The organism is Kushneria marisflavi (assembly GCF_002157205.1).
In the GTDB taxonomy this organism is placed as follows: domain Bacteria; phylum Pseudomonadota; class Gammaproteobacteria; order Pseudomonadales; family Halomonadaceae; genus Kushneria; species Kushneria marisflavi.
This window is the reverse complement of record NZ_CP021358.1, coordinates 3,406,457-3,431,961: the sequence shown is the minus strand read 5'-3', so window position 1 is coordinate 3,431,961 and position 25,505 is coordinate 3,406,457. Positions and strand designations below refer to the sequence as shown.

Genomic DNA, 25,505 nt, shown 5'->3' with positions numbered 1-25,505 from the left:
TTACCCGTAGCGACGCTCGAAATCCTGCATGAAGGCCACCAGCCGATCAACGCCCTCTTCCGGCATGGCGTTATAAAGGCTGGCACGCATACCGCCCACGCTGCGATGCCCCTTGAGTGTCAAGAGACCTGCCGCCTCGGACTCGGCCAGAAACGCCTTGTTCAGCGTTTCGTCACCCAGCACAAAAGGCACATTGGTCAGCGAGCGATTGGCTGCAGCAATCGGATTGGAATAGAAGCCGCTGTTATCGATGGCCTCATAAAGCTTTTGCGCCTTGCGACGATTGATCTTCTCGATCGCATCGACACCGCCCTGCTCCTTGAGCCACTCAAAAACCAGCCCCGACAGGTACCAGGCATAGGTTGCCGGCGTATTGAGCATCGAGCCGTTATCAGCAAAGGCCTTCCAGTTCAGCATGGAGGGCGTTTCGCGGCGCGCCTGATCCAGTAGATCATTACGCACGATCACGATGACAATCCCGGCCGGACCGATGTTCTTCTGCGCACCGGCATAGATGACGCCGAATTTCGAGACATCTACCGTGCGCGACAGGATCGAGGAGGACATGTCACAGACCAGTGGCGTCTCGACCTGGGGCACGTAATCCATCTGCAGCCCGCCGATGGTTTCGTTATCACAATAGTGCAGATAAGCTGCATCCTCTGATAGCGAGAGCGCTTCCTGACCGGGCGCAGCGGTATAGCCGTTACCCTCGGAAGAGGCCACCATGTGCGCCTCGCCCAGATGCCGACCTTCCTTCAGGGCCTTCTGTGACCAGATACCGGTATCCAGATAATTACCGCGACCGCCCTTCCCCAGCAGATTGAGCGGTACACACCCAAACTGCTGAGTAGCACCGCCCTGCATGAACAGCACGCTGTAATTGTCCGGTACCTGCATCAGCTCACGCAGATTGGCCTCGGCGCGTTCTGCAACAGCAATGAAGGCCTCACTGCGGTGACTCATCTCCATGACGGAAAGGCCACGCCCCTCAAAATCAAGCATCTCATCGCGTGCGCGCTCAAGCACGGCGGTGGGCAGCGTGGCGGGGCCGGAACAGAAATTGAAATGTCGGGTCATGTCAGGTCTCGACGGGCTTGAAAAAATAACGGCGCCTTTCCATGAAAGGCGCCGATGGTTCTACTCTTCGCGGGCCGGATCGGCATCGCCGTCATCGGTGCCTGCAGAAGCCTGATCGGCCTCGTCGGTCAGCACCTCTTCATCATCAACCAGCGCCTCATCGTCCTTTTCCAGCTCGTCAAGACGAACGGTGGACACGAGGCTTTCGCCCTTGACGGTACGAATCAGGGTAACGCCCTGCGTATTACGCGAGCTGATGGATACCTCGCTGACCCGGGTACGGACCAGTGTGCCCCGATCGGAGATCATCATCATCTCGTCGCTTTCGCCAACCTGGATGGCGGCTACCAGCGGCCCATTACGCGCCGTGGTCTGCATGGCGATGACCCCCTGACCACCACGACCACGCAGCGGAAACTCCTCGAGCCGGGTACGCTTGCCGTAACCATTGCTCGAGGCCGTCAGGATATAGCACTGCCCTTCACTGACCTGAGACGCTTCAACTTCGGTCTCATCGTCAGCACTTTCATCGATGGTGGTCGTGCTGGGAATAATCAGGCTGATGACCCGAGCATCATCCAGCAGACGCATGCCTCTGACGCCGCGTGCCGTACGACCCATGGCGCGCACGTCATTTTCGTCAAAGCGGATGGCCTTGCCGTTGGAGGACAGCAAAATGGCATGATCGCTACCGGAGGTGATGGCCGCCCCTACCAGACGGTCGCCCTCATCAAGATCAAGGGCAATCAGACCGGCACTACGCGGACGCGAAAACTGATCCAACGTGGTGCGTTTGACCGTACCGTTGGCCGTGGCAAAGAAGATATAGCTGTCGTCGCGATACTCCTTCACCGGCAGGATCGCCGTGATCCACTCGCCTTCATCCAGCGACAGCAGATTGACCAGCGGACGCCCACGCGACCCGCGCGAGGCCTGCGGCATTTCATAGACCTTGAGCCAGTAGACCTTGCCGCGATCAGAGAAGAGCAGCACGGTGTCGTGAGTCGAGGCCACCAGCAGATGCTCAATGACGTCCTCATCCTTCATGCTGGTCGCCGACTTGCCACGACCGCCCCGCTTCTGCGCCTGATAATCGGACAGCGGCTGGGTCTTGGCATATCCGCTTCTGGAGATGGTGACCACCATGTCCTCCGCAGCAATCAGATCTTCCATCGTGAGATCGCGACGGCTGTTCTGAATTTCGGTACGACGCTCGTCACGATACTGATCGCGCACGGCTTCAAGCTCTTCGCGAATGACTTCCATCAGTCGGTCGGCCGATGCAAGGATGCGGGTCAGCTCGGCGATGGTATCAAGAATACCCTTATACTCATCCAGCAGCTTTTCGGTCTCGAGACCGGTCAGGCGGTGCAGGCGTAGCTCCAGAATCGCCTGAGCCTGTGCCGCCGACAGTTGATAGCGCCCGCGATCATCCGACAGCCCGCAGCTCTCCTCGAGATTGTCAGGCTTGCAGGAGGTCGCACCAGCACGGTCCAGCATGTCGATGACCTGACCCGGCATCCAGTCGCGCGCAATCAGCTTTTCCTTCGCTTCGGCCGCATTGGGCGAGGCCTTGATCAGCTCGATCACTTCATCGATGTTGGAGATGGCGACCGTCAGGCCTTCAAGAATGTGGCCACGTTCCTTGGCCTTTCTCAGCTCATACAGCGTTCGGCGGGTGACCACTTCGCGGCGGTGGCGAATGAAGGCTTCTAGCAGCTGCTTGAGATTCAGCGTTTTGGGCTGACCGTTTTCCAGCGCCACCACGTTGATACCGAACACTGTCTCAAGCTGGGTCTGGGAAAAGAGGTTGTTGACGACCACATCGCCTGACTCGCCGCGACGGGTTTCAATGACGACGCGCAGACCGTCCTTGTCGGACTCATCGCGCAGCTCGGCAATGCCCTCGATGCGCTTGTCCTTGACCAGCTCGGCAATCTTTTCGATCAGACGGGCCTTGTTGACCTGATAAGGCAACTCGGTCACGACAATGTGATCACGGCCGGTCCGCTCATCGTGCTCGACGGTATGACGGGCGCGAACATGAATACGCCCGCGACCGGTACGATAGGCATCCAGAATGCCGGCGCGGCCATTGATGATGCCGGCAGTCGGAAAGTCCGGCCCCGGAATGTATTCCATCAACTCGTCGATACTGAGCGTATGGTCCTCGATCAGCGCCAGACAGCCATCAATGACCTCGCCCATATTATGAGGCGGCACATTGGTGGCCATGCCCACGGCGATACCGGAGGCACCGTTAACCAGCAGATTGGGCACGCGTGTTGGCAGCACCTCGGGGATACGCTCGGTGCCGTCGTAGTTGTCGACCCAGTTAACCGTATCCTTTTCCAGATCCGAGAGCAGCTCATGTGACAGGCGGGCCATACGCACTTCGGTGTAACGCATGGCCGCAGCGCTGTCGCCATCGATCGAGCCGAAGTTGCCCTGCCCATCCACCAGCATGTAGCGCATGGAAAAGTCCTGGGCCATGCGCACGATGGTGTCATAAACGGCGCTGTCACCATGCGGGTGATACTTACCGATGACATCACCCACAACACGCGCCGATTTCAGATAGGACTTGTTCCAGTCGTTGCGCAGTTCATGCATGGCATACAGCACGCGACGGTGCACCGGCTTGAGTCCATCCCTGACATCGGGAAGCGCTCGACCGATGATGACGCTCATCGCGTAATCAAGGTACGACTGCTTCAGCTCGTCCTCGATATTGACTGGCAGAATCTCTCTGGCGATCTCACCCATGGGTCGTCAAATCCTGGTCCTGTTCAAGAAGTCCTGCAGCCTGAACACCCCGGCCACGCGGGCCATCGGGTAGTCAGGCGCGAACACCCGTAATGCAATCACGACGCACACATGATTGCGCACGGATGATCCAATTGGTTGGTGCCGATTGTACCACAGCCCTGATGCGCTCCGGCAGACAGCGATGCAATCCGACGATGATTTGAGCCCCTGCCCGAAAGGTCGCTGTCAGGCCCGGCATTGATGACGGACATTACCGGTTAGTCCAGGAGTATGGGATCAAGCGACGCCAGCGCTGGCACCTGCGCCTGCCATTCGACATAATGTGCGCCTTCAAGGAAAGGACGCTATGTGGTTCAAGCATTTACAACTTTATCGCCTGCTCGATGAGCAGGACTGGTCACTGGATCAGCTCACACAAGCCCTCGACACCCATCGCTTCACGCCGGTCACCGAGACTCAGGCCCGCCGGGTGGGCTGGGCAGCGCCTGCCGGACGCCATGGCGATCAGCTGGTGCACGAGATTCAGGGACATCGTCTGATGACACTGCTGCGCCAGGAGCGTCTGCTGCCGAGCGCGGTCGTCAAGGAAACACTCGAAGAGCGGGTCGAGGCACTGACCGCACAGCAGGGCTATCCACCCGGGCGTCGTGACAAGCTGGCACTCAAGGAGCGTATCGTCGAGGAACTGCTGCCACGTGCCTTTACCCGCACCACGCGCACGGATCTCTGGTGGGATACGAAGCGCCGTCTGATCGGCATCAATGCCTCGAGTGCCAAACGCGCCGAGGAGATGCTTGACGTATTGCGTGAATCGCTTGGATCGCTCAAGGTCATTCCGCTGGCGCCGCAGACGCCGGCCGGACGCACCATGACCACCTGGCTGACCGACCCGACCACTCGTCCGGAAGGCATGCTGCTGGGGGATCAGATCGAGCTTCGCGCCAAGGGCGATGACGGCATCCTTCGTGCCCGCAGCATCGACCCGGACGGTGAGGAAGTGCGCATGTCACTGGACGTGGGCCGTCAGGCCAGCAAGCTGGCACTGAACATCGAAGAGCAGATGACACTGGTGCTGCAGGAAGACATGTCCATCAAGTCGATTCGTTTTGCCGATGCCGTGCTCAAGGAAATCGACGATACCGATAGCGACGACAATCCCGTCATGCAGATGGAGACCGAGTTTGCGCTCATGGCCCATGTACTGGGTGATACTGCCGAGCGACTGATGCAGTGGCTTGGCGGCGAAGCGACACCGGCACCTGCCGCCCCATGAATCAAACGTCTGACGACCCGGAACCCGAGATGACCTCTTCCCCGGATGCGCTACCGCCCGTAGACGACTTCGAGGCCATACGCCCCTACAACGACAACGAAGTCGTTGATACGCTGGCTCGCCTGGTCAGAAACGATGAATTCATCGATACCATCACGCGCTATCGGCTGCCAAAACTGGCCCGCTTCGCGCCACGCGTGGCGCGGGCGCTGGTACGCCATGGCCTCAGGCGCGCGGTTCGAAACATCCATACCGTGGGGGATTTTCAGGATCACATCTCCCATTACATGGCGCGCATGATTCAGAACACGACCAATACCTTCAGCGTGGAAGGTCTTGAGAAGCTGGATCAGCAAAAGGCCTATCTCTTTATCGGCAACCATCGCGATATCGCGCTCGACCCGGCCTTCGTCAACTACGCGCTCTATCATAGCGGCCGCAGCACCGTGCGTATCGCCATCGGCGACAACCTGCTGCAAAAGCCCTATGTGACCGATCTCATGCGGCTCAACAAGAGCTTTATCGTGCCGCGCTCGGCGCGGGGCAAGCGGGCAATGCTGGTAGCCTACCAGCAGCTTTCCAATTATATTCGACAGTCGATTATCAAGGATAACCATCCCATCTGGCTGGCACAGCGCGAAGGCCGTGCCAAGAATGGCGTGGACCGCACCGACAGCGCGATCATCAAAATGCTGGGCATGGCGCGGCGCATGGAAGACAAGGACGCCTCGGTCAACGACACGATTGCCGAGCTGCGCATCGTGCCCGTTTCCATCAGCTACGAATTTGATCCCTGCGATCAGCAAAAGGCGCGCGAACTCAAGGCCCGCCATGAGGGCGTGGCCTATGAAAAGATCGCCTACGAAGACATCCTCTCGATTGCCGCCGGCATTACCGGCAACAAGGGACGTGTCAGGCTGGTGTTCGGCACGCCGCTGACGGACGAGCACGACAGCTATGACAGTGCCGCTCAGGAGATCGACCGCCAGGTGCTCAGCCACTATACGCTCTACCCCAGCCACTACCTGGCGCTGGAAGCTACCGGCCATGCGCCCGAGCTTGTCGACCTCAGTGACATCACTCCGGCTGATCGTCAGGCCTTCAACACGCGACTGGAGCAGGTGCCGGAAGACCTTCGCCCCTGGTGGCTGTGCCAGTACGCCAACCCCGTGCTTAATCGCGCAGGGCGCGACCCGCTCTAACCCGCTGCCATATGCCTGACCCGACACTGCCTTGAGCATGCGCCCTGAACCGGGGCGCATGGCAGGCGGCGTTATTTACGCCAGAAGGTTGGTGTCAGCAGTACCAGCACGGTCAGGATTTCCAGACGCCCCATCAGCATACCGATGCTCAGCATCCACTTAGCGGCGTCCGGCAAAGGCGCAAAATTCCCCGCTGGGCCGATGATATCGCCAAGCCCCGGGCCGACATTGGCGACGGCTGTCGCGGCGCCCGAAAGCGCCGTGACAAAATCCAGCCCCATCAGCGAGAGCCCAAGTGCCAGCACCGCCACCGTAAAGAAGAAGAAAAAGGAGAAGGCGATAACGCCCCGAATCTGGTCATCGGTCAGCACGCGCCCGTTATAGCGCTGCACAAACACGCCGTTGGCATGAACCAGGTAGCGCAGCTGATTGACCAGCATGATCAGGCCGACCTGAAATCGAAAGACCTTCATTCCCCCACTGGTGGACCCGGAGCAGCCACCGACAAAGGTCAGATAGAAAAAGGCCGCTGCCGACAGCGGGCCCCATGCCGTGTAGTCATCGGTGGCATAGCCGGTGGTCGTCACCACTGACACCACGTTGAACGCGACCTGCGTCAGCGCATCGAAAAACTCCATGCCGCGGACGGTGCGATACAGGGTCAGCAAGGCAATGACGACCACCAGCAGCGCCAGAAGCCCCCTGACCTGCTGATCCTTCCAGAGCACGCCCGACCGTTCCCGCGCCATGCGGATATACAGTACAAAGGGAAGCGCGCCGGTCAACATGGACAGCACGCTGAGCCACAGGATGACAGGTTGATCGGCGTACTGTCCGAAAGAGGCGTCATAATTGGCAAAACCGCCGGTCGCCACTGACGTCATGCCATGCACGACGGCATCCAGTGGCAGCATGCCCGCCAGCCAGTAGCTGACAATCGAGACAATCGTAAAACCGACATAGACCAGACCGATGGCCTTGGCGACCGTACCGGCTCGCGGCAGCACCTTGTCGGACCAGTCCGAGGATTCGGTCTGGAAAAGGCGCATGCCGCCGACGCGCAGAAAGGGCAATACCGCGATGGCCATCACGATGATCCCGACGCCGCCGACCCACTGCATCAGACCACGCCAGAGCTTGAGGCCGTCCGAGAGATGTTCGATACCCACCAGCACGGTCGCCCCGGTCGTGGTAATGGCCGAGACCGACTCAAACACCGCATCGGCCACCGACAGACGCGGCGCGCCGAACTGCATGGGCAGACTGGAAAAGGCCGACATGACGACCCAGCTGGAGGTGGTCAGAATAAACATCTGCCGGGGGCGCAGCTCGATGTGCACACCCCAGGTCAGCAAAATGAACACGACACCCGTGCCGAAGGTGACCGCAAAGGCCCATAGAAAGGGCCACATCTGCCCATCGCCTTCCAGGGCCAGCAGGGCCAGCGGGATCAGCATGAACAGGGATAATACCAGCAGCAGCATGGCCAGAATGCGCAGGACAGGGCCCGCTCCGGCCGGATGACGGAAAAGCGGCAGACGCAGCATGCATCGCATCCAGAATGATCAACAGGTGCGCGCTACTATAGCGGTTTGAGGAAAGGGACGCAGCCGGGAAGGCTGATAAAAACAAAAGCCGGCGCAAGGCCGGCTTTAAACACAATTCTTAAACCTTTGGATCATCACCAGCTTTCGTACACGCTTTTGGCATGTACTGGGCATCAACGGTCGCCGTACAGGACCACGCACCATCCTTGGTTCTATTCAGAGCAATATTTTTACCGGTTAAAGAAGAGCTGGCACCCGTGCCAAAAGCAATTTGCACTGATGCAACGCCGTTATTGCTGTCATTTTTCGCTGGAATGCTTAACGTACCCATCTTCACGTCAGCAGGCGTGATACCGATAAAGCCTGCATCGTTTGGCGTCATGCTGAGGGTCTGCCCTCTCAGCACTGACTCTTCGATACTGACCTGCGAGCTTTTGAGCGTCGCCAGTGCAGAACCCGTTTCCGACCTCGCCACATAATCCTGATAGCGCGGCACGGCAATGGCCGCCAGTACACCGATGATGGCGACCACGATCATCAGCTCGATCAACGTAAAACCACCCTGCCTGCGTGCCATTGTTATGCCCTTTCCATTGATTGCATGTGTCCCTGTGACGACTCACAGGATAACGGTATATTTTGCGCCTGATATCCGACTGACGCAGAGCCTTTAACGACAAAAGCTAACGGAACTTTAGAGAAACGACGCCCCGCCGATAACACGGGGCAAGTCGCCAATCCCTCTGGCCATATGGATTACGTGCATGTCGGATGCTTTCACCCAACTCTCTGCCAACCCCCTGCGCAGCCTTGCCCGTCAGCTGGTCGAAGACGGGCTACTGGACGCCGACCGCGCGCTGGCGCTTGAAACTCAGGCGCAGCAGGAAAAGCGCCCGCTGCTCAGGCTGATTACTGAAGAGACCGATGTGTCACCGCGCGATGCCATTCAGAGTGCCGGCTGGGCTTTCGGGCTGGGCTGTGTTGATCTGGAGGCGATCCCGGTCGCTCGCCTGCCACCGCTGCAAGGTCTGCCGGAATCGATGATCCGCCGGCTGGGCGTGCTGCCCCTGATGCGCCACGAACGCTGTCTGATCGTGGCGGTGGATGATCCCTCTCGCCTGCCAGAACTCGATGAGCTTCAGTTCGTGATCGGCATGAGCGTGGAAGGCATGCTGGCACCGGCCGAGCAGCTCTCTGCCAGACTCGAGCAGTATCTGAAGGTACACGGCGAAGGCGCGCTGGCGCTGCTGGAGGGTCATAACGCCCTTGAGACGCTGGCGCTCGAGGAAAACGACCTTGCACTGGATCAGGCCGAAGATGCCTCATTTCAATCCAGCGATGATGCGCCGGTCGTGCGCTTCGTCAAACAGATCCTGCTCGACGGCATTCGGCGCGGCGCCTCGGACATCCATTTCGAGCCGTTTGAGGAGAGCTTTCGAATCCGCTTTCGCGTCGATGGCATTCTCGTGGAAGCTTCCCGACCGCCGGCACAGCTTCGACAGCGTATTGCAGCCCGCATCAAGGTGATGGCAAAGCTGGACATCTCCGAGCGACGCCTGCCCCAGGATGGCAACATGCGCCTGAAGCTGTCGAGCCGACGACACGTTGAATTTCGTGTCAACACGCTACCAACCCTGTTTGGTGAAAAGATCGTCATGCGCCTGCTGGACCCGGACAGCGCCCGCATGGGCATCGATGCGCTGGGCTTCACGCCCGAACAGCGCGCCATCTTTGAACAGGCCATTGCACGCCCCCAGGGCATGATTCTATCGACCGGCCCTACCGGCAGCGGCAAGACGGTGACACTTTATACGGCTCTGAATCTGCTCAATACCGAGGCGCGCAATATCGCCACGGCCGAGGACCCGGTCGAGATCAAGCTGGAAGGCATCAACCAGGTCAACGTACGACCCAATATCGGCTTTGATTTTGCCGCCGCCCTGCGTGCTTTTCTGCGTCAGGACCCGGATGTGGTGATGGTGGGGGAAATTCGTGATCTGGAAACCGCCGAAGTCGCCATCAAGGCGGCCCAGACCGGACATCTGGTGCTATCGACACTACACACCAACTCTGCTGCCGAAACCCTGACTCGTCTGGGCAACATGGGCGTGGCCGGCTTCAACATCGCCACCTCCATCAGCCTGATCATCGCTCAGCGACTGGCACGCCGCCTGTGTGAACGCTGCCGACAGCCGGTCACCCTGCCCCGCGAAGTGCTCAGACATCAGGGACTCAATGACGAGGAAATTGATCAGGCCACGCTGTATCAGGCCGTAGGCTGTGAGCACTGCACACATGGCTACCGGGGACGTGTGGGGATTTATGAAATGGTGCCGATATCCTCTGCCATGAGCCATTTGATCATGCAGGATGCCGGTGCCATGGCGCTGGCCGAGCAGGCGCGACGAGAAGGTCATCACGACCTGCGCCGCAGCGGTTTGCACAAGGTGCTGACCGGACTGACCACGCTGGAAGAACTCAACCGGACCATTCAGGAGTAATCATCACCATGGCAACGTCTGCCCTGTCAAAACGCTCATCGGCTTCATCGGGCCAGGCCACGACCTTTCGGTGGATGGGCAAGAATGGTCGTGGCGAACGGGTCAGGGGTGAAATGCATGGTATCAATGAACACGACATTCGCCGCCAGCTGTCCTCTCAGGGCATTATTGTTACCCGCCTGAACCGCAAGCGTCATCTGCCCGGCATGGGCCATCGCATCCGGGGCGAGGACATCACCCTGTTTGCGCGTCAGATGGCGACCCTGATTCGTGCCGGTGTGCCCTTGCTGCAGTCTCTTGAGGCGGTTGCCAACGGTACCAACCGTCCGGCCCTGCGACACTTCATCGAAACCATCAAAAGTGACGTTTCCAGCGGCATGAGCTTTTCGCAGGCACTGGCGGCGCACCCACGCCATATCGATCAACTGTTTGTTCATCTGATCGAGGCCGGTGAACAGGCCGGCGCCCTTGACCGCATGCTCGATCGCGTCGCCACCAACAAGGAGCGCCTTGATAATCTAAAGGCACGCGTTCGCAAGGCGCTGTATTACCCTGCCGCCGTGGTGGCCGTGGGCATTGCCGTAACGGCGCTTTTGTTGATCAAGGTCGTACCGCAGTTTGAAAGCATGTTCGCAAGTTTTGGCGCCGAGCTACCGGCCCCGACCCGAATCACCATTGCGCTTTCGGATGCCGCCCAGCAGCTATGGTGGCAAATATTGCTGGCAGCGCTGGCCGCAGGGATGTTTACGCGGCGTATGCTTGCACGCTCACCGGCGCTGGCCTTACAGGCAAGCCGATTGATGCTCAGACTCCCCGTCATCGGGCCAGTCATCGAGAGAGCCGCCATTGCGCGTTTTTCGCGCACCCTGGCCACCACCTTTGCCGCGGGCGTGCCCCTGATGTCAGCGCTGGAAACGGCGAAAGGCGTCTGCGGCAATCTGGTGTTTGAGCAGGCCATTGAACGCGTGCGCCAGGACGTCAATACCGGCCAGCAGCTCAATTTTGCCATGCGCACCACCGGGCTTTTCACCCCCATGACCCTCCAGATGGTAGCGATCGGTGAAGAATCAGGCGCCCTTGAAGCCATGCTCAATCGCGTGGCCGATTTTTATGATGTCGAGGTCGAAAACCGGGTCGATACACTGACCACTCTGATGGAGCCTCTGATCATTGTGGTCCTGGGCTCTCTGGTAGGCGGCGTGGTGGTGTCGATGTATCTACCCGTATTTGATCTTGGCAGCGCCATATAGGAGTCTTGAGGTGTCCCCGTTGACCGATCCCCTTCTGCTGTGTGTTGTAGCGCTGCTGGCACTGGCGCTGGGCAGCTTTCTCAATGTGGTCATTGCCCGACTGCCCCTGATGCTGTCCCGGCAGTGGACCCGAGAGGCGCATCAGACACTGTCGCTGACACCCCCGGTTCAGCCTGCCTGCAATTTGCTCGTGCCGCGCTCTCGCTGCCCCGGATGCGAAGCGCCCCTTGCATGGCATGACAATATTCCCCTGCTGGGCTATCTGAAGCGTCGAGGCCGCTGCGCACAGTGTCGATGCGCCATCAGCGTGCAATATCCACTGGTCGAAATGGCAAGCCTTGCCCTGGTGCTCTGGATCGTATGGCACCATGGCATGACCCTGACGGCCCTGACATTGATACTGGCCTGCCTGACGCTGCTGGCACTGGCCGTCATCGATTGGCGTACGATGCTGCTGCCGGATGTACTCACCCTGCCACTGCTATGGGGCGGGTTGCTGTATCAGCTGACAAACAATGCCGACAGGCTGGCAGAGAGCGTGGTCGGCGCGATGGCGGGATACGGTATTGCCTGGGGATTTTACTGGCTTTTTCGCCTTGCTACGGGCAAGGAAGGTCTGGGTCATGGAGATTTCAAGCTTCTGGCCGCACTGGGCGCATGGTGTGGCTGGCAGGCCCTGCCGCTGATTCTGGTCCTGTCCGCCACCACCGGAGCGGTAGTGGGCATTGTCTTGCAACTGCTCATTCCTCGACTGCGGGGGGCACCGATGCCCTTCGGCCCCTTTTTGAGTGCGGCGGGCATGCTGATCCTGCTGGGCGGTGACAGCCTTGTCGAGCTGTATTACAACATCATCGGCCTTTCCGGAATCTAGGCCATGGACGCCTCTTTCAACTCAGGGCATCACAACGCTTATCTGTGGGAGATTTCATGCTGATTATCGGCCTGACCGGCGGCATAGCAGCCGGCAAGACCACCATCGCCGAAGCCTTTGCCAGACGCGGGGCAGTCTGGGTGGATGTAGACCACCTGGCCCGGGAGATCGTCATGCCGGGCGAGGCGGCGCTGGCAGATATTCGTGCGCGCTTTGGCGAGCCTGTCATGACAGAACAGGGCGAGCTCAATCGGGCCGCCCTGCGCCAGATCATTTTCGATGACGTCCAGGCGCGTCATGACCTTGAGGCCATTACCCATCCCCGCATTCGTGAGCGACTGATTCAGCGTCTTGAAGCCCTGTCGGGACCTTATGCCCTGCTGGTCTCACCGCTGCTGCTGGAAACCGATCAGCATCAGCTGGTCAATCGGATTCTGGTGATCGATGTGCCTCCCGAGGAGCAGATCCGAAGGACCTGCGAACGAGATGGCGTCCCCGAATCGCAGGCCCGCGCCATTGTGGATGCCCAGATGTCACGCAATCGACGACTTGCCAGCGCCGATGACGTTATCGACAATGTCGGCAGCTTTCACGTGGTTGATGCCCGAATCGATCGGCTCGATCTTTTTTACCGCCAGCTTGCGAGCCAGTACAACGCCCCATGAGTAATGAGAATCAGACTCCTATCGTCCCGTGCCCCCAGTGCGGCAAGCGCCTTTACTGGACCAGCGATAACCCGTGGCGTCCGTTTTGCTCCAAACGCTGCAAGATGATCGACCTTGGTGCCTGGGCGGATGAATCTCATCGAATTGCCGGAGAGCCCGCCATGGATGATGCAAGCCTTGATGAGCTCATGAATCGCATCGAGCGCGGCGACTAGGCGCTCAAACGCTCCACGAATGCAAAAGGGCCACCCCATCGGGTGGCCCTTTTTTTAAGTATCCGCCAGCCCGATTTAGCGCCAGAAGTCACGAATCGAGGCGATGCCCTGCGCACCCACGGCGCGAGCACGGTCACCATCATCACGAGAGGTACCGCCAAGGGCATATACCGGCATCGTTACTTCTTCCACCATCTGCTGAAGATCGTGCCAGCCGATGGTCACCGCACCTGGATGGCTCGGGGTCTCGCGCACCGGTGAAAGTGTTGCAAAATCACACCCCAGCCGCTGGGCCTGAGCAAGCTGCTCGGCATTGTGTGTAGAGGCCGCCAGCCACTTGTCATCCCCTATGGGGCGATGTGTAAGGGCCATCAATTCACGGCTGGGCAGATGCAGTCCGTCCGCATCCACGGCACGGAAAACCTCGAGCGAACAGTTGAGGATCAGCGATGCACCGTGCTCTCGACAGGTCGCCAGAGCACGTTCGGCGCGAGCACGATAAGCGTCTTCGCCCAGATCATGCGCCCGCAGCTGCACCAGCTTGATGCCGTCCTCCACCAGCGCACGCTTGAGCTTGCGATCAAAGTCTTCTTCGTCGCTGGCTTCCCCCGTGATCAGATAGTCATGCGGCAGGGTCACGGCACGAATGATCGGGCCGTTGGCCGCCGGGAAAGCATAACGACCGAAATCGTCCGGACTAACCCAGCGTACGGCCTGACCTTCACGCCCCCAGGGTTCGCCCTCAAAATCATGGGTCTCCCAGACGTCGAGCAGGATGTGCTTGTCGGGGTATTCATGATGAACGCGAATCAGCGGCTGAGCCCGTTGAATATTGATGCCCAGCTCTTCGCGAAGCTCACGACGCAAGGCTTCAAGTCCGGTTTCATACGGGGCCAGCTTGCCACCGGGGAACTCCCACAGCCCACCCTGATCGGCAATCGATGGCCGCCGTGCAATCAACACTTGGCCCTGATCGTTGAAGATGGCCGCAGCGGCGACATGTACCCTTCTTTTCGGCATGCTGGCATGACCTTTCATGATGCGTGAATATCAATCGGTAAAGGGAGCGACACGACACTGCCACCCCAAAATGTGATAGCGACCGCGCGGCTTGCGCGTGTCAGCTGCGATAGTCGGCATTGATGGAGACATAGTCGTGGGAGAGATCGGATGTCCACACCTGCTCTTTTGCCGCCCCTCGACCCAGTCGGATGGTGATGTTGATCTCTTCCTCGGCCATGACAGCAGCGCCGGCTTCCTCACGGTATTCCTGAGCGCGCCCCCCCTGACGAGCAATGGTGACACCATTGATATCAATGCCTACCTGACTGACATCAAAATCTTCGATGGGCACCTTGCCTACCGCCATCAAAAGACGGCCCCAGTTGGCATCGCTGGCATAAAGCGCGGTCTTGACCAGCGGAGAATGTGCCACGCTGAAGGCGACCGCCAGGGCTTCTTCAACGCTTGCCGCTTCTTCGATGGCGACGGTGACAAACTTGGTGGCGCCTTCGCCATCACGAACGATCGCCTGCGCCAGTGATAGCAACACCTCATCCAGTGCGTGGGCAAACGTCGCCAGTGCCTCGTCACTTTCGATGGCAACACCTCGTCCCGTGGCCACCAGAGTGCAGGCATCGTTGGTGGACGTATCGGAATCGATCGTAATGCGATTAAAGCTGCGATCAACGCTTTCACGCAGTAGTGCCTGCAGCGTGTCGTGAGCGATGGCCGCATCGGTAGCCACAAAGGCCAGCATGGTCGCCATGTTAGGGCAGATCATGCCTGCCCCCTTGGAAATACCGTTGATGATGACCGGCTGACCTTCGACCATGATCGTGCGCGTGGCGCCCTTGGGGCGCGTATCGGTGGTCATGATGCCTTCAGCCGCGGCCTGCCACTGTTCATCATCCAGCGAGGCCAGCGCCTCATCCAGACCATTGCGAATCCGCTCGACCGGCAGCGGCTCTCCGATCACTCCGGTGGAAAAAGGCAATACCTGCTCCGGCAGCTGACCGGTGCGCTCGGCGAGTGCTGCGCAGCACGCCAGCGCATCCTGCATGCCAGACTCCCCGGTACCGGCATTGGCGTTGCCAGTGTTGATCAGCAGATAACGCGGGGCACCGTCTGCGAGATGGCGTCGAGCCACATGTACCGGCGCCGCGCAAAAGGCGTTGCGTGTGAAGGTCGCGGCCACATGGCTGCCTTCAGCCAGTTCAAAAATGACCAGATCACGACGATCTACCTTCTTGATGCCGGCCCGGGCAGTACCCAGTCGCAGCCCTTCGATACGAGGCATATCGGGAAAATGCGCTTTACCTACGGCCATGACCACTCCCCTGTGCTGTTCCTGTGGCCTGCCCGGCGCCTTTACGGTCACCGGGCAGTGCGGGTACATCAATGATTATTTATCGAGACTGCCGTGACAGTGCTTGTACTTCTTGCCGGATCCACACGGGCAAAGGTCGTTACGACCAACCTTCGGCTCTTCACGACGTACGGTCGGGTTCTGAACGGCTTCAGCCGCAGCAACTGCCTCTTCGCTGATCTCGGGCGCCGGCACATCTTCATGAGCGACATCGGTACGTGTCATCTCACTGGTCTGCTGTTCACGCTGCAGATTTTCACGGCGCTCGCGCTCGAGCGTTTCCGGATCTGCCTGCTGACGCACCTGAACATGACTCAGGATGCGCACGACATCTGACTTGATGTTGTGCAACAGCGTCTGGAACAGCTCGAAGGATTCGCGCTTGTATTCCTGCTTGGGATTTTTCTGGGCGTAACCACGCAGGTGAATGCCACGACGAAGATGGTCCATCGACTGAAGATGTTCCTTCCAGCGGGTATCGAGCACCTGAAGCATGACCTGCTTTTCAAAGCGACGCATGGTCTCGTCACCGACAGTGGCCTCTTTCTCGGCCCATGCCTGACGAAGCTGCTCGTGCAGACGCTCACGCAGCATCTCTTCGTGGAAGCCCTCGTCGTCACGCGCCCAGGCAACGACCGGTGCCTCAAGATTGAACTCCTGACGCAGATGCTCTTCCAGCCCGGGCAGATCCCACTGTTCGGCCAGACTCTGCGGCGGGACGTAGCTCGAGATGGCGTAATCCAGCATCTCGACACGCAGCCCCTGAACGTTTTCGGAGACGTCATCGGAGGCCAGGATTTCATCACGCTGGTCGTAGATAACGCGACGCTGGTCGTTGGCCACGTCGTCATATTCCAGCAGCTGCTTGCGCATGTCGAAGTTGCGCCCTTCTACCTTGCGCTGAGCGCGCTCGACGGCGTTGCTGACCATCTTGTGCTCGATGGCTTCGCCTTTCTCGAGCCCCAGCACGCCCATCATCTTCTGTACGCGCTCGGAGCCGAACAGACGCATCAGGTTATCTTCCAACGACAGGAAAAAGCGGGTCGAACCCGGGTCCCCCTGACGACCGGAGCGGCCACGCAACTGATTATCGATACGGCGTGATTCGTGACGCTCGGTGCCGATCACATGCAGACCGCCCGCCTCAATGACCGCATCGTGGCGTTTTTGCCATTCGGCCTTGATGGCTTCGATAGCGGCATCGCCCGGATTGTCGAGCGCGGCTACTTCAGACTCCCAGTTACCGCCCAGCATGATATCGGTACCGCGACCGGCCATGTTGGTGGCAATGGTGACGGCAGCAGGACGACCCGCCTGAGCGATGATCTCGGCCTCACGATCATGCTGCTTGGCGTTGAGAACATTGTGGGCCAGCTGCTGCTTGCGCATCATTTCGGAAAGCACCTCGGAGCTTTCGATCGATGCGGTACCCACCAGTACCGGACGACCTTCGGCCTGCTTGACCTTGATGTCCTCGATGATGGCTTCGAACTTCTCATGGGTCGTCATGAAGACCAGGTCGTTAAGATCCTTGCGCGCCCTTGGCTTGTTGGTCGGAATGACCAGCACATCCAGGTCGTAGATCTCACGAAATTCGAAGGCTTCGGTATCGGCCGTTCCGGTCATGCCAGAGAGCTTTTCATAGAGACGGAAGTAGTTCTGGAAGGTCGTGGACGCCAGCGTCTGACTTTCCTTCTGGACTTCAACGTTTTCCTTGGCCTCGACTGCCTGGTGAAGACCCTCCGACCAGCGTCGGCCGTGCATGGTCCGCCCGGTGTGCTCATCGACGATGATGACCTCACCCTTGGCCACCACATAGTCCACATCGCGGTGAAACAGATGCTTGGCTCTGAGCGCAGCAGAGACGTGATGCAAAAGCCCTAGGTTATGGGCCGCATATAGTGAATCTTCATCGGGCAGCATGCCGGCCTGACGCAGAAGATTTTCGATTTCGTTGTGACCGCGCTCGGTCAGCTCGATCTGCTTTTGCTTCTCATCAATGATGAAATCGCCGGTTTCGGGATCTTCCGGATCTTCGCTGGGTACCAGCGGCGCGACCAGCTGATGAATGGTGCGATAGATCTCGACGTTTTCATCCACGGGGCCCGAGATGATCAGCGGCGTGCGTGCCTCATCGATCAGAATTGAATCAACTTCGTCGATAATGGCGTAGTTGAGTCTGCGCTGAACCTTGTCGACCTGAGAAAAGGCCATGTTGTCGCGCAGATAGTCAAAGCCGTATTCATTGTTGGTGCCATAGGTAATGTCGCAGGCGTAGGCCGTGCGCTTGTCTCTTGGCTGCTGCCCGGCATAAATAACGCCCACGGACAGACCCAGAAACTCGTACAGCGGGCGCATCCAGTCCGCATCACGGCGGGCCAGATAGTCGTTGACCGTAACCACATGCACACCCAGCGCCGGCAGTGCATTCAGATAGACCGCAAGGGTCGCGACCAGCGTTTTACCCTCACCGGTCTTCATCTCGGCAATTCGGCCCTCATTCAACGCCATGCCGCCAATCATCTGGACATCGAACTGGCGCATGCCCATCACGCGTTTGGTGGCCTCACGCACGGTGGCAAAGGCTTCGGGCAGCAGTTTTTCGAGCGTCTCGCCATTGGCAAGACGCTCGCGAAACACCAGGGTCTGCTGCTGCAGTGCAGCGTCATCAAGAGCAGCAATGGACTCTTCCAGTGCATTGATGCGCGTGACCGCCTTGCGCATGCGTCTGATTTCCCGGTCGTTCTTGCTGCCGACCATTTTACGTAACAGCGTATTCAGCATCTCTTTATCCTGTGTCGTCGTGTCATGTTCTTAACCAATGCAATGACACGTCGAAGGCGGTCCGCGGCGCGACAGCACATCATGGCCTGTCGACATCCCAAGCCAGGGCCTGGCGGGCAATACCGCGCGCACGATACACGGGAGAGCAGCCGGCAAACACCAGACACGCAGCACCAGACGTCTGAGGCGATAGCGACGACGCGACTCGGCGCGAATGTGTTCTGGCGAATGGAAGCAGATCCGAATTAACTGTGCAGCCGTGCCGTCAAGGCGAGCATCGGCCATACCGATCGGCAAAAGGCAGCCAATCAGAATACCGGCCAGCCACCATCGAGTTCTAAAGCCCCGTGGCAGGCGGAATGTGCGAGCGGGATGGGTCATGCTGTCAATCTGAGGATCAGCCGTGATAAATTGGCGCCATCCTTAATGATCGCGCGGCAGGGCCATGAGTATAAAGGGTAAAGGAGTACGCGCCCAGCCCGTGGGGCAATTGTTACGCACCCGAGGTTCTCTGGCACCACTGATCCAGACGGCAGGGGTTCTTCTCGAGGCTCAGGAACATCTGTTGGACAAGCTGCCCGATGAGCTGAAGGACCACGTTCGCGTGGGCGGCTACCATGACGGCCACCTCACGCTGATGACGGATCGCGCCGTCTGGTTGACCTGGCTGCGCTTTGAGCGCCAGCGCCTGCTGACTCTTTTACGACAGCTTCCCGCATTTGAGGGGCTCAAGGGACTGACCTTCAAGGTACGCCCCATCCAGCCGGCCTATACTCCACAGGCGCAAACCCGCGAACTCCCGGAAGCCGCAGCCGACCAGCTTCGTGAATGCGCCCGCGACATCACCAGCCCTCGCCTTAAAAAATCGCTTGAACGGCTGGCGTCGCATTCAGGTCATGACCACGAATAACTACGGTCGCCTCTGATCCGGAATGTCTATCAAAAAAGAATCTTCGACAACGAAAAAGGCATCGATCAGTGATCGATGCCTTTGACTGTTGAGGTTTCTACCAGGGCAACCCGATGGGTTACATGGCCATCGCTGGCTCAGAGTAAGAGATCGGCGAGGTTTCGCGGTCCTCGAAAGTCACGATTTCATAAGCTTCCTGGTGCTGCAGCAACGCGCGCACCAACTGATTATTGAGCCCGTGACCTGACTTGTAACCCCGGAACTCACCGATCAGGCTATAACCGAGCTGGTAAAGGTCGCCGATAGCATCGAGCACCTTGTGACGCACGAATTCGTCTTCATAGCGAAGACCATCTTCATTCAGAATGCGGTACTCATCGACAACGATGGCGTTATCCAGGCTGCCGCCCAGTGCCAAATTCTGAGAGCGCAGAAATTCGATATCACGCATAAAACCAAAGGTACGTGCGCGGCTGACTTCCTTCACGAACGACGTCGTTGAGAAATCGACGCTGGTTGTCTGCTTCTGGCTGGCAAAAACAGGATGATCGAAGTCGATGGCAAAGCTGACCTTAAAACCGTCATGTGGCAGGAAGGTCGCGTACTTGTCGCCGTCCTTGACCGTCAACTCCTGCTTGATACGGATAAACTTCTTGGCGGCTTCCTGCTCGGCGATACCTGCCGATTGAATCAGGAAAACGAACGGACCGGCGCTGCCGTCCATGATGGGCACTTCGGGCTCGCTGAGATCAACAAAGGCGTTGTCGATACCCAGACCCGCGAAGGCTGACATCAGATGTTCGACCGTGGAAACGCGAACGCCGTCGACGGCGACTGCTGTACACATGGTCGTGAAATGGACATTTTCCGGGTGTGCCGGAATGCGAACAACCGGGTCCAGATCGGTACGTACAAACACGATTCCGGTGTTGGCCGGCGCTGGGCGCAGCGTCAGATAAACCTTTTTACCTGAGTGCAGGCCAACGCCTGTCGCGCGAATGGTGTTCTGTAGTGTTCTTTGACGGATCATAGTCTGGGCTACCAGGCAGGAAACATTCAAACAGTTGTTTATATGGTAACAGTTCCCTTGGGGTTCGACAACGAACAGTGTTCGATTAGTCGATTTTTATATTATTATCACCATCATAAAACTTGGCGGCCCCGAAGGGCCGCCCAATCAGATCAATCCGCCTGACGGCGCAGGAAGGCAGGAATGTCCAGATAGTCGTCCATTTCCTGAGACTTCTGGCGACGCTCACGAGACGCCTTTTGCTGTTCCTTTTCCTTCTCTTTTTCCCGCGAGGCTGCCTGCTGTCGTGAAACGGCCGGCTGACGTGCCATTCGACGGTAGTCCGCCTGATCGTTGCGAGAAGTCTGCGTTTGACGCGGTGTCGCCTTTTCGACACGGCCATCAAGGCCTGCGGCCACAACGGTGACACGCAGATCGTCGGTCATTTCCATATCGATGGCGGTACCCACCACAATGGTGGCGTCCTGAGAAGCGAACTCCTGCACCGTGGCACCGACGTCATTGAACTCACCAATGGAAAGATCCGGGCCGGCCGTGATGTTGACCAGAATGCCGCGCGCGCCATTGAGATCGATATCTTCCAGCAGCGGGCTGCGAATGGCTTTCTCGGCCGCTTCACGGGCGCGGTTTTCACCCATCGCCGTACCGGTACCCATCATGGCCATGCCCATTTCGGACATCACCGTACGAACGTCTGCAAAGTCGACGTTGATGATACCCGGGCTTGTGATCAGCTCCGCGATACCCTGAACGGCGCCAAGAAGCACGTCATTTGCAGCACTGAAGGCCGTCAGCAGGCTGGCATTCTTGCCCAGCACCGTCAGCAGCTTTTCATTGGGAATGGTGATCAGGGAGTCGACATGTTCGGAGAGCTCTTTCATGCCCTCTTCGGCAGCACGCTGTCGCTTGGGCCCTTCAAACGGGAAAGGACGCGTGACCACCGCCACGGTCAGAATGCCCAGTTCCTTGGCCACCTGCGCAACAACAGGTGCACCACCGGTACCGGTACCGCCACCCATGCCAGCGGTGATGAATACCATGTCGGCACCCTGCAGGAGCTCTGCAATACGCTCGCGGTCTTCCATGGCGGCCTGACGGCCGACTTCCGGGTTTGCCCCGGCACCCAATCCCTTGGTAATTTCACTGCCCAGCTGCAAGACGGTCTTGGCAGCAACTCTCTTGAGCGCCTGCGCATCGGTGTTCGCGCAGATGAATTCAACGCCTTCGATATTGCTTTCGACCATGTGGTTGACAGCGTTGCCGCCGCCACCACCTACGCCGATTACCTTGATTACCGCGCTGCTGGATGGCGCATTGTCTACAAGCTCAAACATAACCCCGTCTCCTGGACCGCCAAGGCAGTCCTGTCAGAAATTTCCTTTTAACCAGCCCTTGATCCGCGTAATGGTTGAGGAGAGCCGCTCGTTGTCCTGGCGCTCGGACTGGTAACGTCTTGGCTGCTCATCCCGGCGGGGTTGGGCCGTAGAACGCGAGTAGCGAGAATATTTCATGCCGTAGAGTAACAAACCAACCCCGGTCGAATAAATTGGATTGCGCACGACATCCGCCAAACCCCGTACGTTCTGCGGACAGGCAATACGCACCGGCATGTGAAATATTTCCTCTGCCAGCTCCCCTACCCCTTCCATTCTTGAGGTGCCGCCTGTCAATACGATACCGGCGGCGACCAGATCTTCATACCCACTGCGCCGAAGCTCTTCTCTCACCAGGGTAAAAAGCTCTTCATAGCGAGGCTCGACCACCTCGGCCAGATGCTGCCTGGAAAGATCGCGTGCCGGGCGGTCTCCCACACTGGGCACCTTGATCATTTCATCGCTGGAAGCCAGCTGTGTCAGCGCACAGGCATATTTGACCTTGATGTCTTCGGCATACTGGGTCGGTGTCCGCAATGCCATGGCAATGTCATTGGTGACCTGATCACCGGCAATGGGGATGACGGCCGTATGCCGGATAGCGCCTTCAGTGAAGACGGCAATATCGGTAGTACCACCACCGATATCCACCATGCATACGCCCAGTTCACGCTCATCCTCGGTCAGCACGGCATAGCTTGAAGCCAGCTGCTCAAGGATGATGTCGTCCACTTCTAGACCGCAGCGACGAACACATTTTTCGATATTCTGGACGGCGTTGAGTGCCGCAGTCACCAGGTGAACCCTCGCCTCAAGGCGCACGCCCGACATACCCAGTGGCTCACGAATGCCTTCCTGAGTATCGATGGCATATTCCTGCGGCAGCACATGCAGAATCCGCTGTCCTTCAGAGATGGCACGAGCGCGGGCAGAATCAATGACGCGGTCAATATCTGACGGCGCCACTTCGCGCTCCTTGATGGCCACAACACCATCGGAATTCATGGAACTGATATGGCTGCCGGCGATTCCGACATAAACAGAGTGGATGTCGCACCCTGCCATGAGTTCGGCTTCTTCAACGGCGCGCTGAATCGACTGCACCGTGGATTCGATATTGATGACCACCCCTTTTTTCATGCCATGCGAGGGGTGAGAGCCGATGCCGGCAATTTCGATGCCGCCGTCATCAGTGGGTTGTCCAACAATGGCCACAACCTTGGATGTTCCGATATCCAGCCCGACTACCATATTGGAAGCGTTGGTTTCTCCTGCCATAGGTCGGGCCTACTCCCTGATCAACCTGTTAATACGCACAATTATCTCAATCGCGTTTAATTAAAAAAGTAACTGGCGTAATTACGCGTTAATAATACTGAAAAGACTTCCCGAGAATACGGTGATTTCAAAGCGAAAGAAATACCCATTTCCCCTCATGGCCCGTGTTTTTACGCAACTTAACGAGAACGTCTCATTTATCCATCCGAATTATCATTTTCGGGATCATTTTCGCCGTGCCATGCCACCGATACCCCATTGGGATAACGCAAATCAATATAACGGATATCATCACGGTCTTTAGAAAGACCACGCTGCCATGCCGTCATGAAACGCTCAAGTCGCATATCCAGGTCTGTTCGCCCAAGCATGATCCAGAAGGCATTATCAAGTTGAACACGCCAGGCACCACGAGGCTCGAGCCGCAATTGGGTGATGGTCAGATCCAGGCGCGCAAACTGCTTTTTCAGCGCATCATAATAGGCAAGCACTTCGGGGCCACTTCCCTGCGGGCCTGCCAGCCATGGTCTGGTGCCTACATTGCTGATGGGGCCGGCGGCAAAAGGCTCACCCTGGGCATTGAGCAATGAGCCATCATTCCACCAGGCCACAGGGCGCTGCTCATAAAGCTCGAACGTCAGCGCGTTAGGCCACCGTCTGGAAAGACGCACGTCCTTGAGCCAGGGCACTTCGAGCGCTTCCTGACGCAACTGACCGATATCCACCGACAGCCAGCTTTCTCCAGCAATCAGGGGTGAAAGCTGATCCTGCAGATAGGCAGCATTGACATATTCCAGATCCCCCCTGATGGAGACACGCTCGATCGGCTTGTCCAGCCATATCCAGAGGGTGCGACCACCTGCCACCAGCAGTGCCACAATGAGAATCAGCCCCAGCAGGCGATTGGAAGTTGCCGTTGTCATTGCATGCCCTGTATCGAAAAACAGGTTTTAAACACTTTGCTCATTACAGGGCAACGCCATCGAGCCTGAGTTCACAACGGGCCAGCGAAAGGCTGATACCGCCAATATCGCCGGCGCCCTGCGTGATCAGAATGTCATTGTCATCAAGCACGTTGCCCAGAATGTCTGCCAATGCTTCGCGGCTTTCGACAAAAAGCGGCGAGGTCTGCCCACGCTGACGAATGGACCCTGCCAGCGCACGCGAGTCGGCGCCGGTAATGGGCGCTTCTCCGGCGCTGTAAACGTCCAGCAACAGAAGCTGATCCACGCCTGAAAGTACCCGGACGAAGTCTTCATAGAGATCGTGGGTTCTGGAGTAGCGATGCGGCTGATAGATCATGACCAGTCGCCGATCCGGCCAGCCCTCACGAACGGCCTGAATCACCATTTCCACTTCACGAGGATGATGGCCATAGTCATCTACCAGCATGACCGGCAGCCCACTATCGGTACTGGCGGGCAGCTGGTAATGTCCCTGCACCTGAAAACGTCGCCCGACGCCTGCAAATCCTGCCAGAGCCTTAATGATGGACGCGTCGCTGACACCGGCATCCGTCGCTACCGCAATGGCTGCCATGGCATTCAGGGCATTGTGGCGACCAGGCATGGCCAGTCGAACATTGATCGCGGCATGCGGCTCGGGACGACAGGCTGTAAACGAGACGGTATCGCCCTGTTGGGAAAAATCGGTAATCCGGTAATCGGCGTTGTCGTCAAACCCATAGGTGACAAACTGACGCTGAATTCTGGGCAATAGCTCGTGCACGACCGGGTCATCAAGGCAGACAATGGCCAGCCCATAAAAGGGCAGGTTGTGCAGAAATTCGATGAAGGTATCCTGCAGACGACCGAAATCGCCCTCATAGGTTGCCATGTGATCGGCATCAATGTTGGTCACGATCGCCGTCATCGGCTGAAGGTGCAGAAAGGAGGCATCGGACTCATCTGCCTCGGCGACCAGGTATTCGCCCTCCCCCAGCTGCGCGTTACTGCCGGCACTGGTAAGCCGCCCGCCAATGACAAAGGTCGGATCAAGCCCACCCTCGGCCAGAAGGGTAGCCGTCAGACTGGTCGTTGTGGTCTTGCCATGCGTGCCCGCCACCGCAATCCCGTGGCGAAAGCGCATCAGCTCGGCAAGCATTTCGGCGCGGCGTACCACCGGCACTCGATGTTCCCGTGCCGTCACGACCTCTGGATTGGTCGGGTCCACAGCGCTCGACACTACTACCACATCAGCATCACGCACGTTGTCGCCGTGATGGCCGATATTCACCCGGATTCCGCACTGGCGCAGATGTGCCACGACCGCAGACTCGCGCAGATCACTGCCGCTGACACAAAAGCCCTGATTGGCCAGTACCTCGGCAATGCCACACATGCCAGAGCCGCCAATGCCTACAAAATGAATACAGCGTATGCGACGCATA

General features: G+C 58.3%; 21 protein-coding genes. 8 read left to right on the top strand and 13 right to left on the bottom strand.

What is annotated here, in order from left to right; genetic code table 11:
- Positions 1–1,080, bottom strand: coding sequence for a 3-phosphoserine/phosphohydroxythreonine transaminase (gene serC / locus B9H00_RS15590; RefSeq protein ID WP_086901422.1), 1,080 nt, complete (start codon positions 1,078–1,080; stop codon positions 1–3).
- A 60-nt stretch (positions 1,081–1,140) separates the two neighbouring features.
- Positions 1,141–3,846 (bottom strand): DNA gyrase subunit A, encoded by a 2,706-nt coding sequence (gene gyrA, locus B9H00_RS15585; RefSeq protein ID WP_086901421.1) that lies wholly within the window; start codon positions 3,844–3,846, stop codon positions 1,141–1,143.
- Between the two features lie 349 nt (positions 3,847–4,195).
- On the opposite strand from gyrA, the gene B9H00_RS15580 reads away from it, so the two are divergent.
- Entirely contained in the window at positions 4,196–5,122 is a 927-nt protein-coding gene (locus tag B9H00_RS15580) for a recombination-associated protein RdgC (RefSeq protein WP_086901420.1), read from the top strand.
- Between the two features lie 29 nt (positions 5,123–5,151).
- Positions 5,152–6,324 (top strand): 1-acyl-sn-glycerol-3-phosphate acyltransferase, encoded by a 1,173-nt coding sequence (locus B9H00_RS15575; RefSeq protein ID WP_086901419.1) that lies wholly within the window; start codon positions 5,152–5,154, stop codon positions 6,322–6,324.
- A gap of 71 nt (positions 6,325–6,395) precedes the next feature.
- Here B9H00_RS15575 and B9H00_RS15570 read toward each other — a convergent pair whose 3' ends face one another.
- Positions 6,396–7,871 carry a TrkH family potassium uptake protein gene (locus B9H00_RS15570; RefSeq protein ID WP_086901418.1) on the bottom strand — a complete coding sequence of 492 codons (1,476 nt, stop codon included), beginning with the start codon at positions 7,869–7,871 and terminating at the stop codon, positions 6,396–6,398.
- Between the two features lie 118 nt (positions 7,872–7,989).
- On the bottom strand, positions 7,990–8,448 hold the full coding sequence (locus B9H00_RS15565; RefSeq protein WP_086901417.1) for a pilin: 459 nt from the start codon (positions 8,446–8,448) through the stop codon (positions 7,990–7,992).
- Between the two features lie 187 nt (positions 8,449–8,635).
- On the opposite strand from B9H00_RS15565, the gene pilB reads away from it, so the two are divergent.
- From pilB to yacG, 5 genes are read left to right on the top strand one after another with little or no spacing between them, the layout of a single operon-like run.
- Positions 8,636–10,372 (top strand): type IV-A pilus assembly ATPase PilB, encoded by a 1,737-nt coding sequence (pilB, locus tag B9H00_RS15560; RefSeq protein ID WP_086901416.1) that lies wholly within the window; start codon positions 8,636–8,638, stop codon positions 10,370–10,372.
- 8 nt (positions 10,373–10,380) lie between these two features.
- Positions 10,381–11,622: a type II secretion system F family protein gene (locus B9H00_RS15555; protein ID WP_086901415.1), complete on the top strand. Its 1,242-nt coding sequence runs from the start codon at positions 10,381–10,383 to the stop codon at positions 11,620–11,622.
- A 10-nt stretch (positions 11,623–11,632) separates the two neighbouring features.
- A complete protein-coding gene (locus B9H00_RS15550; protein ID WP_407656527.1) occupies positions 11,633–12,493 on the top strand; it encodes a prepilin peptidase in 861 nt (286 codons plus the stop codon).
- 56 nt (positions 12,494–12,549) lie between these two features.
- Positions 12,550–13,158 (top strand): dephospho-CoA kinase, encoded by a 609-nt coding sequence (coaE, locus tag B9H00_RS15545; protein ID WP_086901414.1) that lies wholly within the window; start codon positions 12,550–12,552, stop codon positions 13,156–13,158.
- Positions 13,155–13,373 carry a DNA gyrase inhibitor YacG gene (yacG, locus tag B9H00_RS15540; RefSeq protein ID WP_086623091.1) on the top strand — a complete coding sequence of 73 codons (219 nt, stop codon included), beginning with the start codon at positions 13,155–13,157 and terminating at the stop codon, positions 13,371–13,373. Before coaE ends, yacG begins: the two co-directional genes overlap by 4 nt.
- A 75-nt stretch (positions 13,374–13,448) precedes the next feature.
- Here the strand turns inward: yacG and B9H00_RS15535 are convergent, their stop codons facing one another.
- The 4 genes from B9H00_RS15535 to B9H00_RS15520 all read right to left on the bottom strand — a co-directional run bounded on the left by B9H00_RS15535 (position 13,449) and on the right by B9H00_RS15520 (position 18,906).
- Positions 13,449–14,393, bottom strand: a complete 945-nt coding sequence (locus B9H00_RS15535) for a Nudix family hydrolase (protein ID WP_086901933.1) — start codon at positions 14,391–14,393, stop codon at positions 13,449–13,451.
- Positions 14,394–14,493: 100 nt separating this feature from the next.
- Positions 14,494–15,702, bottom strand: coding sequence for a bifunctional glutamate N-acetyltransferase/amino-acid acetyltransferase ArgJ (gene argJ, locus B9H00_RS15530; RefSeq protein WP_086901413.1), 1,209 nt, complete (start codon positions 15,700–15,702; stop codon positions 14,494–14,496).
- Positions 15,703–15,777: 75 nt separating this feature from the next.
- On the bottom strand, positions 15,778–18,525 hold the full coding sequence (gene secA, locus B9H00_RS15525) for a preprotein translocase subunit SecA (RefSeq protein ID WP_086901412.1): 2,748 nt from the start codon (positions 18,523–18,525) through the stop codon (positions 15,778–15,780).
- A 30-nt stretch (positions 18,526–18,555) separates the two neighbouring features.
- On the bottom strand, positions 18,556–18,906 hold the full coding sequence (locus B9H00_RS15520) for a hypothetical protein (RefSeq protein WP_086901411.1): 351 nt from the start codon (positions 18,904–18,906) through the stop codon (positions 18,556–18,558).
- 64 nt (positions 18,907–18,970) lie between these two features.
- Between B9H00_RS15520 and B9H00_RS15515 the strand changes: the two genes are divergently transcribed.
- Complete coding sequence (locus B9H00_RS15515) at positions 18,971–19,435, top strand: DUF721 domain-containing protein (protein WP_086901410.1); 465 nt, start codon at positions 18,971–18,973, stop codon at positions 19,433–19,435.
- Between the two features lie 118 nt (positions 19,436–19,553).
- Here B9H00_RS15515 and lpxC read toward each other — a convergent pair whose 3' ends face one another.
- From lpxC to murC, 5 genes are all read right to left on the bottom strand, one after another.
- The gene (lpxC, locus tag B9H00_RS15510; RefSeq protein ID WP_086901409.1) at positions 19,554–20,465 is read right to left on the bottom strand and encodes a UDP-3-O-acyl-N-acetylglucosamine deacetylase; all 912 of its coding nucleotides are present in this window, start codon (positions 20,463–20,465) and stop codon (positions 19,554–19,556) included.
- A gap of 152 nt (positions 20,466–20,617) precedes the next feature.
- On the bottom strand, positions 20,618–21,799 hold the full coding sequence (ftsZ, locus tag B9H00_RS15505) for a cell division protein FtsZ (RefSeq protein ID WP_086901408.1): 1,182 nt from the start codon (positions 21,797–21,799) through the stop codon (positions 20,618–20,620).
- A 33-nt stretch (positions 21,800–21,832) separates the two neighbouring features.
- Positions 21,833–23,116, bottom strand: a complete 1,284-nt coding sequence (gene ftsA, locus B9H00_RS15500) for a cell division protein FtsA (RefSeq protein ID WP_086901407.1) — start codon at positions 23,114–23,116, stop codon at positions 21,833–21,835.
- Positions 23,117–23,313: 197 nt separating this feature from the next.
- Positions 23,314–24,039 carry a cell division protein FtsQ/DivIB gene (locus tag B9H00_RS15495; RefSeq protein WP_086901406.1) on the bottom strand — a complete coding sequence of 242 codons (726 nt, stop codon included), beginning with the start codon at positions 24,037–24,039 and terminating at the stop codon, positions 23,314–23,316.
- A gap of 43 nt (positions 24,040–24,082) precedes the next feature.
- On the bottom strand, positions 24,083–25,504 hold the full coding sequence (gene murC, locus B9H00_RS15490) for a UDP-N-acetylmuramate--L-alanine ligase (RefSeq protein ID WP_218919321.1): 1,422 nt from the start codon (positions 25,502–25,504) through the stop codon (positions 24,083–24,085).
- Position 25,505 lies beyond the last annotated feature (1 nt).

Coding starts and splice junctions, on each gene's coding strand:
- B9H00_RS15515 (WP_086901410.1), top strand. CDS start 18,971: ATGAGTATAAAGGGTAAAGGAGTACGCGCCCAGCCCGTGGGGCAATTG.
- secA (WP_086901412.1), bottom strand. CDS start 18,525: ATGCTGAATACGCTGTTACGTAAAATGGTCGGCAGCAAGAACGACCGG.
- lpxC (WP_086901409.1), bottom strand. CDS start 20,465: ATGATCCGTCAAAGAACACTACAGAACACCATTCGCGCGACAGGCGTT.
- B9H00_RS15555 (WP_086901415.1), top strand. CDS start 10,381: ATGGCAACGTCTGCCCTGTCAAAACGCTCATCGGCTTCATCGGGCCAG.
- B9H00_RS15565 (WP_086901417.1), bottom strand. CDS start 8,448: ATGGCACGCAGGCAGGGTGGTTTTACGTTGATCGAGCTGATGATCGTG.
- B9H00_RS15495 (WP_086901406.1), bottom strand. CDS start 24,039: ATGACAACGGCAACTTCCAATCGCCTGCTGGGGCTGATTCTCATTGTG.
- B9H00_RS15570 (WP_086901418.1), bottom strand. CDS start 7,871: ATGCTGCGTCTGCCGCTTTTCCGTCATCCGGCCGGAGCGGGCCCTGTC.
- ftsZ (WP_086901408.1), bottom strand. CDS start 21,799: ATGTTTGAGCTTGTAGACAATGCGCCATCCAGCAGCGCGGTAATCAAG.
- serC (WP_086901422.1), bottom strand. CDS start 1,080: ATGACCCGACATTTCAATTTCTGTTCCGGCCCCGCCACGCTGCCCACC.
- argJ (WP_086901413.1), bottom strand. CDS start 15,702: ATGGCCGTAGGTAAAGCGCATTTTCCCGATATGCCTCGTATCGAAGGG.
- yacG (WP_086623091.1), top strand. CDS start 13,155: ATGAGTAATGAGAATCAGACTCCTATCGTCCCGTGCCCCCAGTGCGGC.
- B9H00_RS15575 (WP_086901419.1), top strand. CDS start 5,152: ATGACCTCTTCCCCGGATGCGCTACCGCCCGTAGACGACTTCGAGGCC.
- gyrA (WP_086901421.1), bottom strand. CDS start 3,846: ATGGGTGAGATCGCCAGAGAGATTCTGCCAGTCAATATCGAGGACGAG.
- B9H00_RS15535 (WP_086901933.1), bottom strand. CDS start 14,393: ATGCCGAAAAGAAGGGTACATGTCGCCGCTGCGGCCATCTTCAACGAT.
- ftsA (WP_086901407.1), bottom strand. CDS start 23,116: ATGGCAGGAGAAACCAACGCTTCCAATATGGTAGTCGGGCTGGATATC.
- B9H00_RS15580 (WP_086901420.1), top strand. CDS start 4,196: ATGTGGTTCAAGCATTTACAACTTTATCGCCTGCTCGATGAGCAGGAC.
- pilB (WP_086901416.1), top strand. CDS start 8,636: ATGTCGGATGCTTTCACCCAACTCTCTGCCAACCCCCTGCGCAGCCTT.
- murC (WP_218919321.1), bottom strand. CDS start 25,504: ATGCGTCGCATACGCTGTATTCATTTTGTAGGCATTGGCGGCTCTGGC.
- B9H00_RS15520 (WP_086901411.1), bottom strand. CDS start 18,906: ATGACCCATCCCGCTCGCACATTCCGCCTGCCACGGGGCTTTAGAACT.
- coaE (WP_086901414.1), top strand. CDS start 12,550: ATGCTGATTATCGGCCTGACCGGCGGCATAGCAGCCGGCAAGACCACC.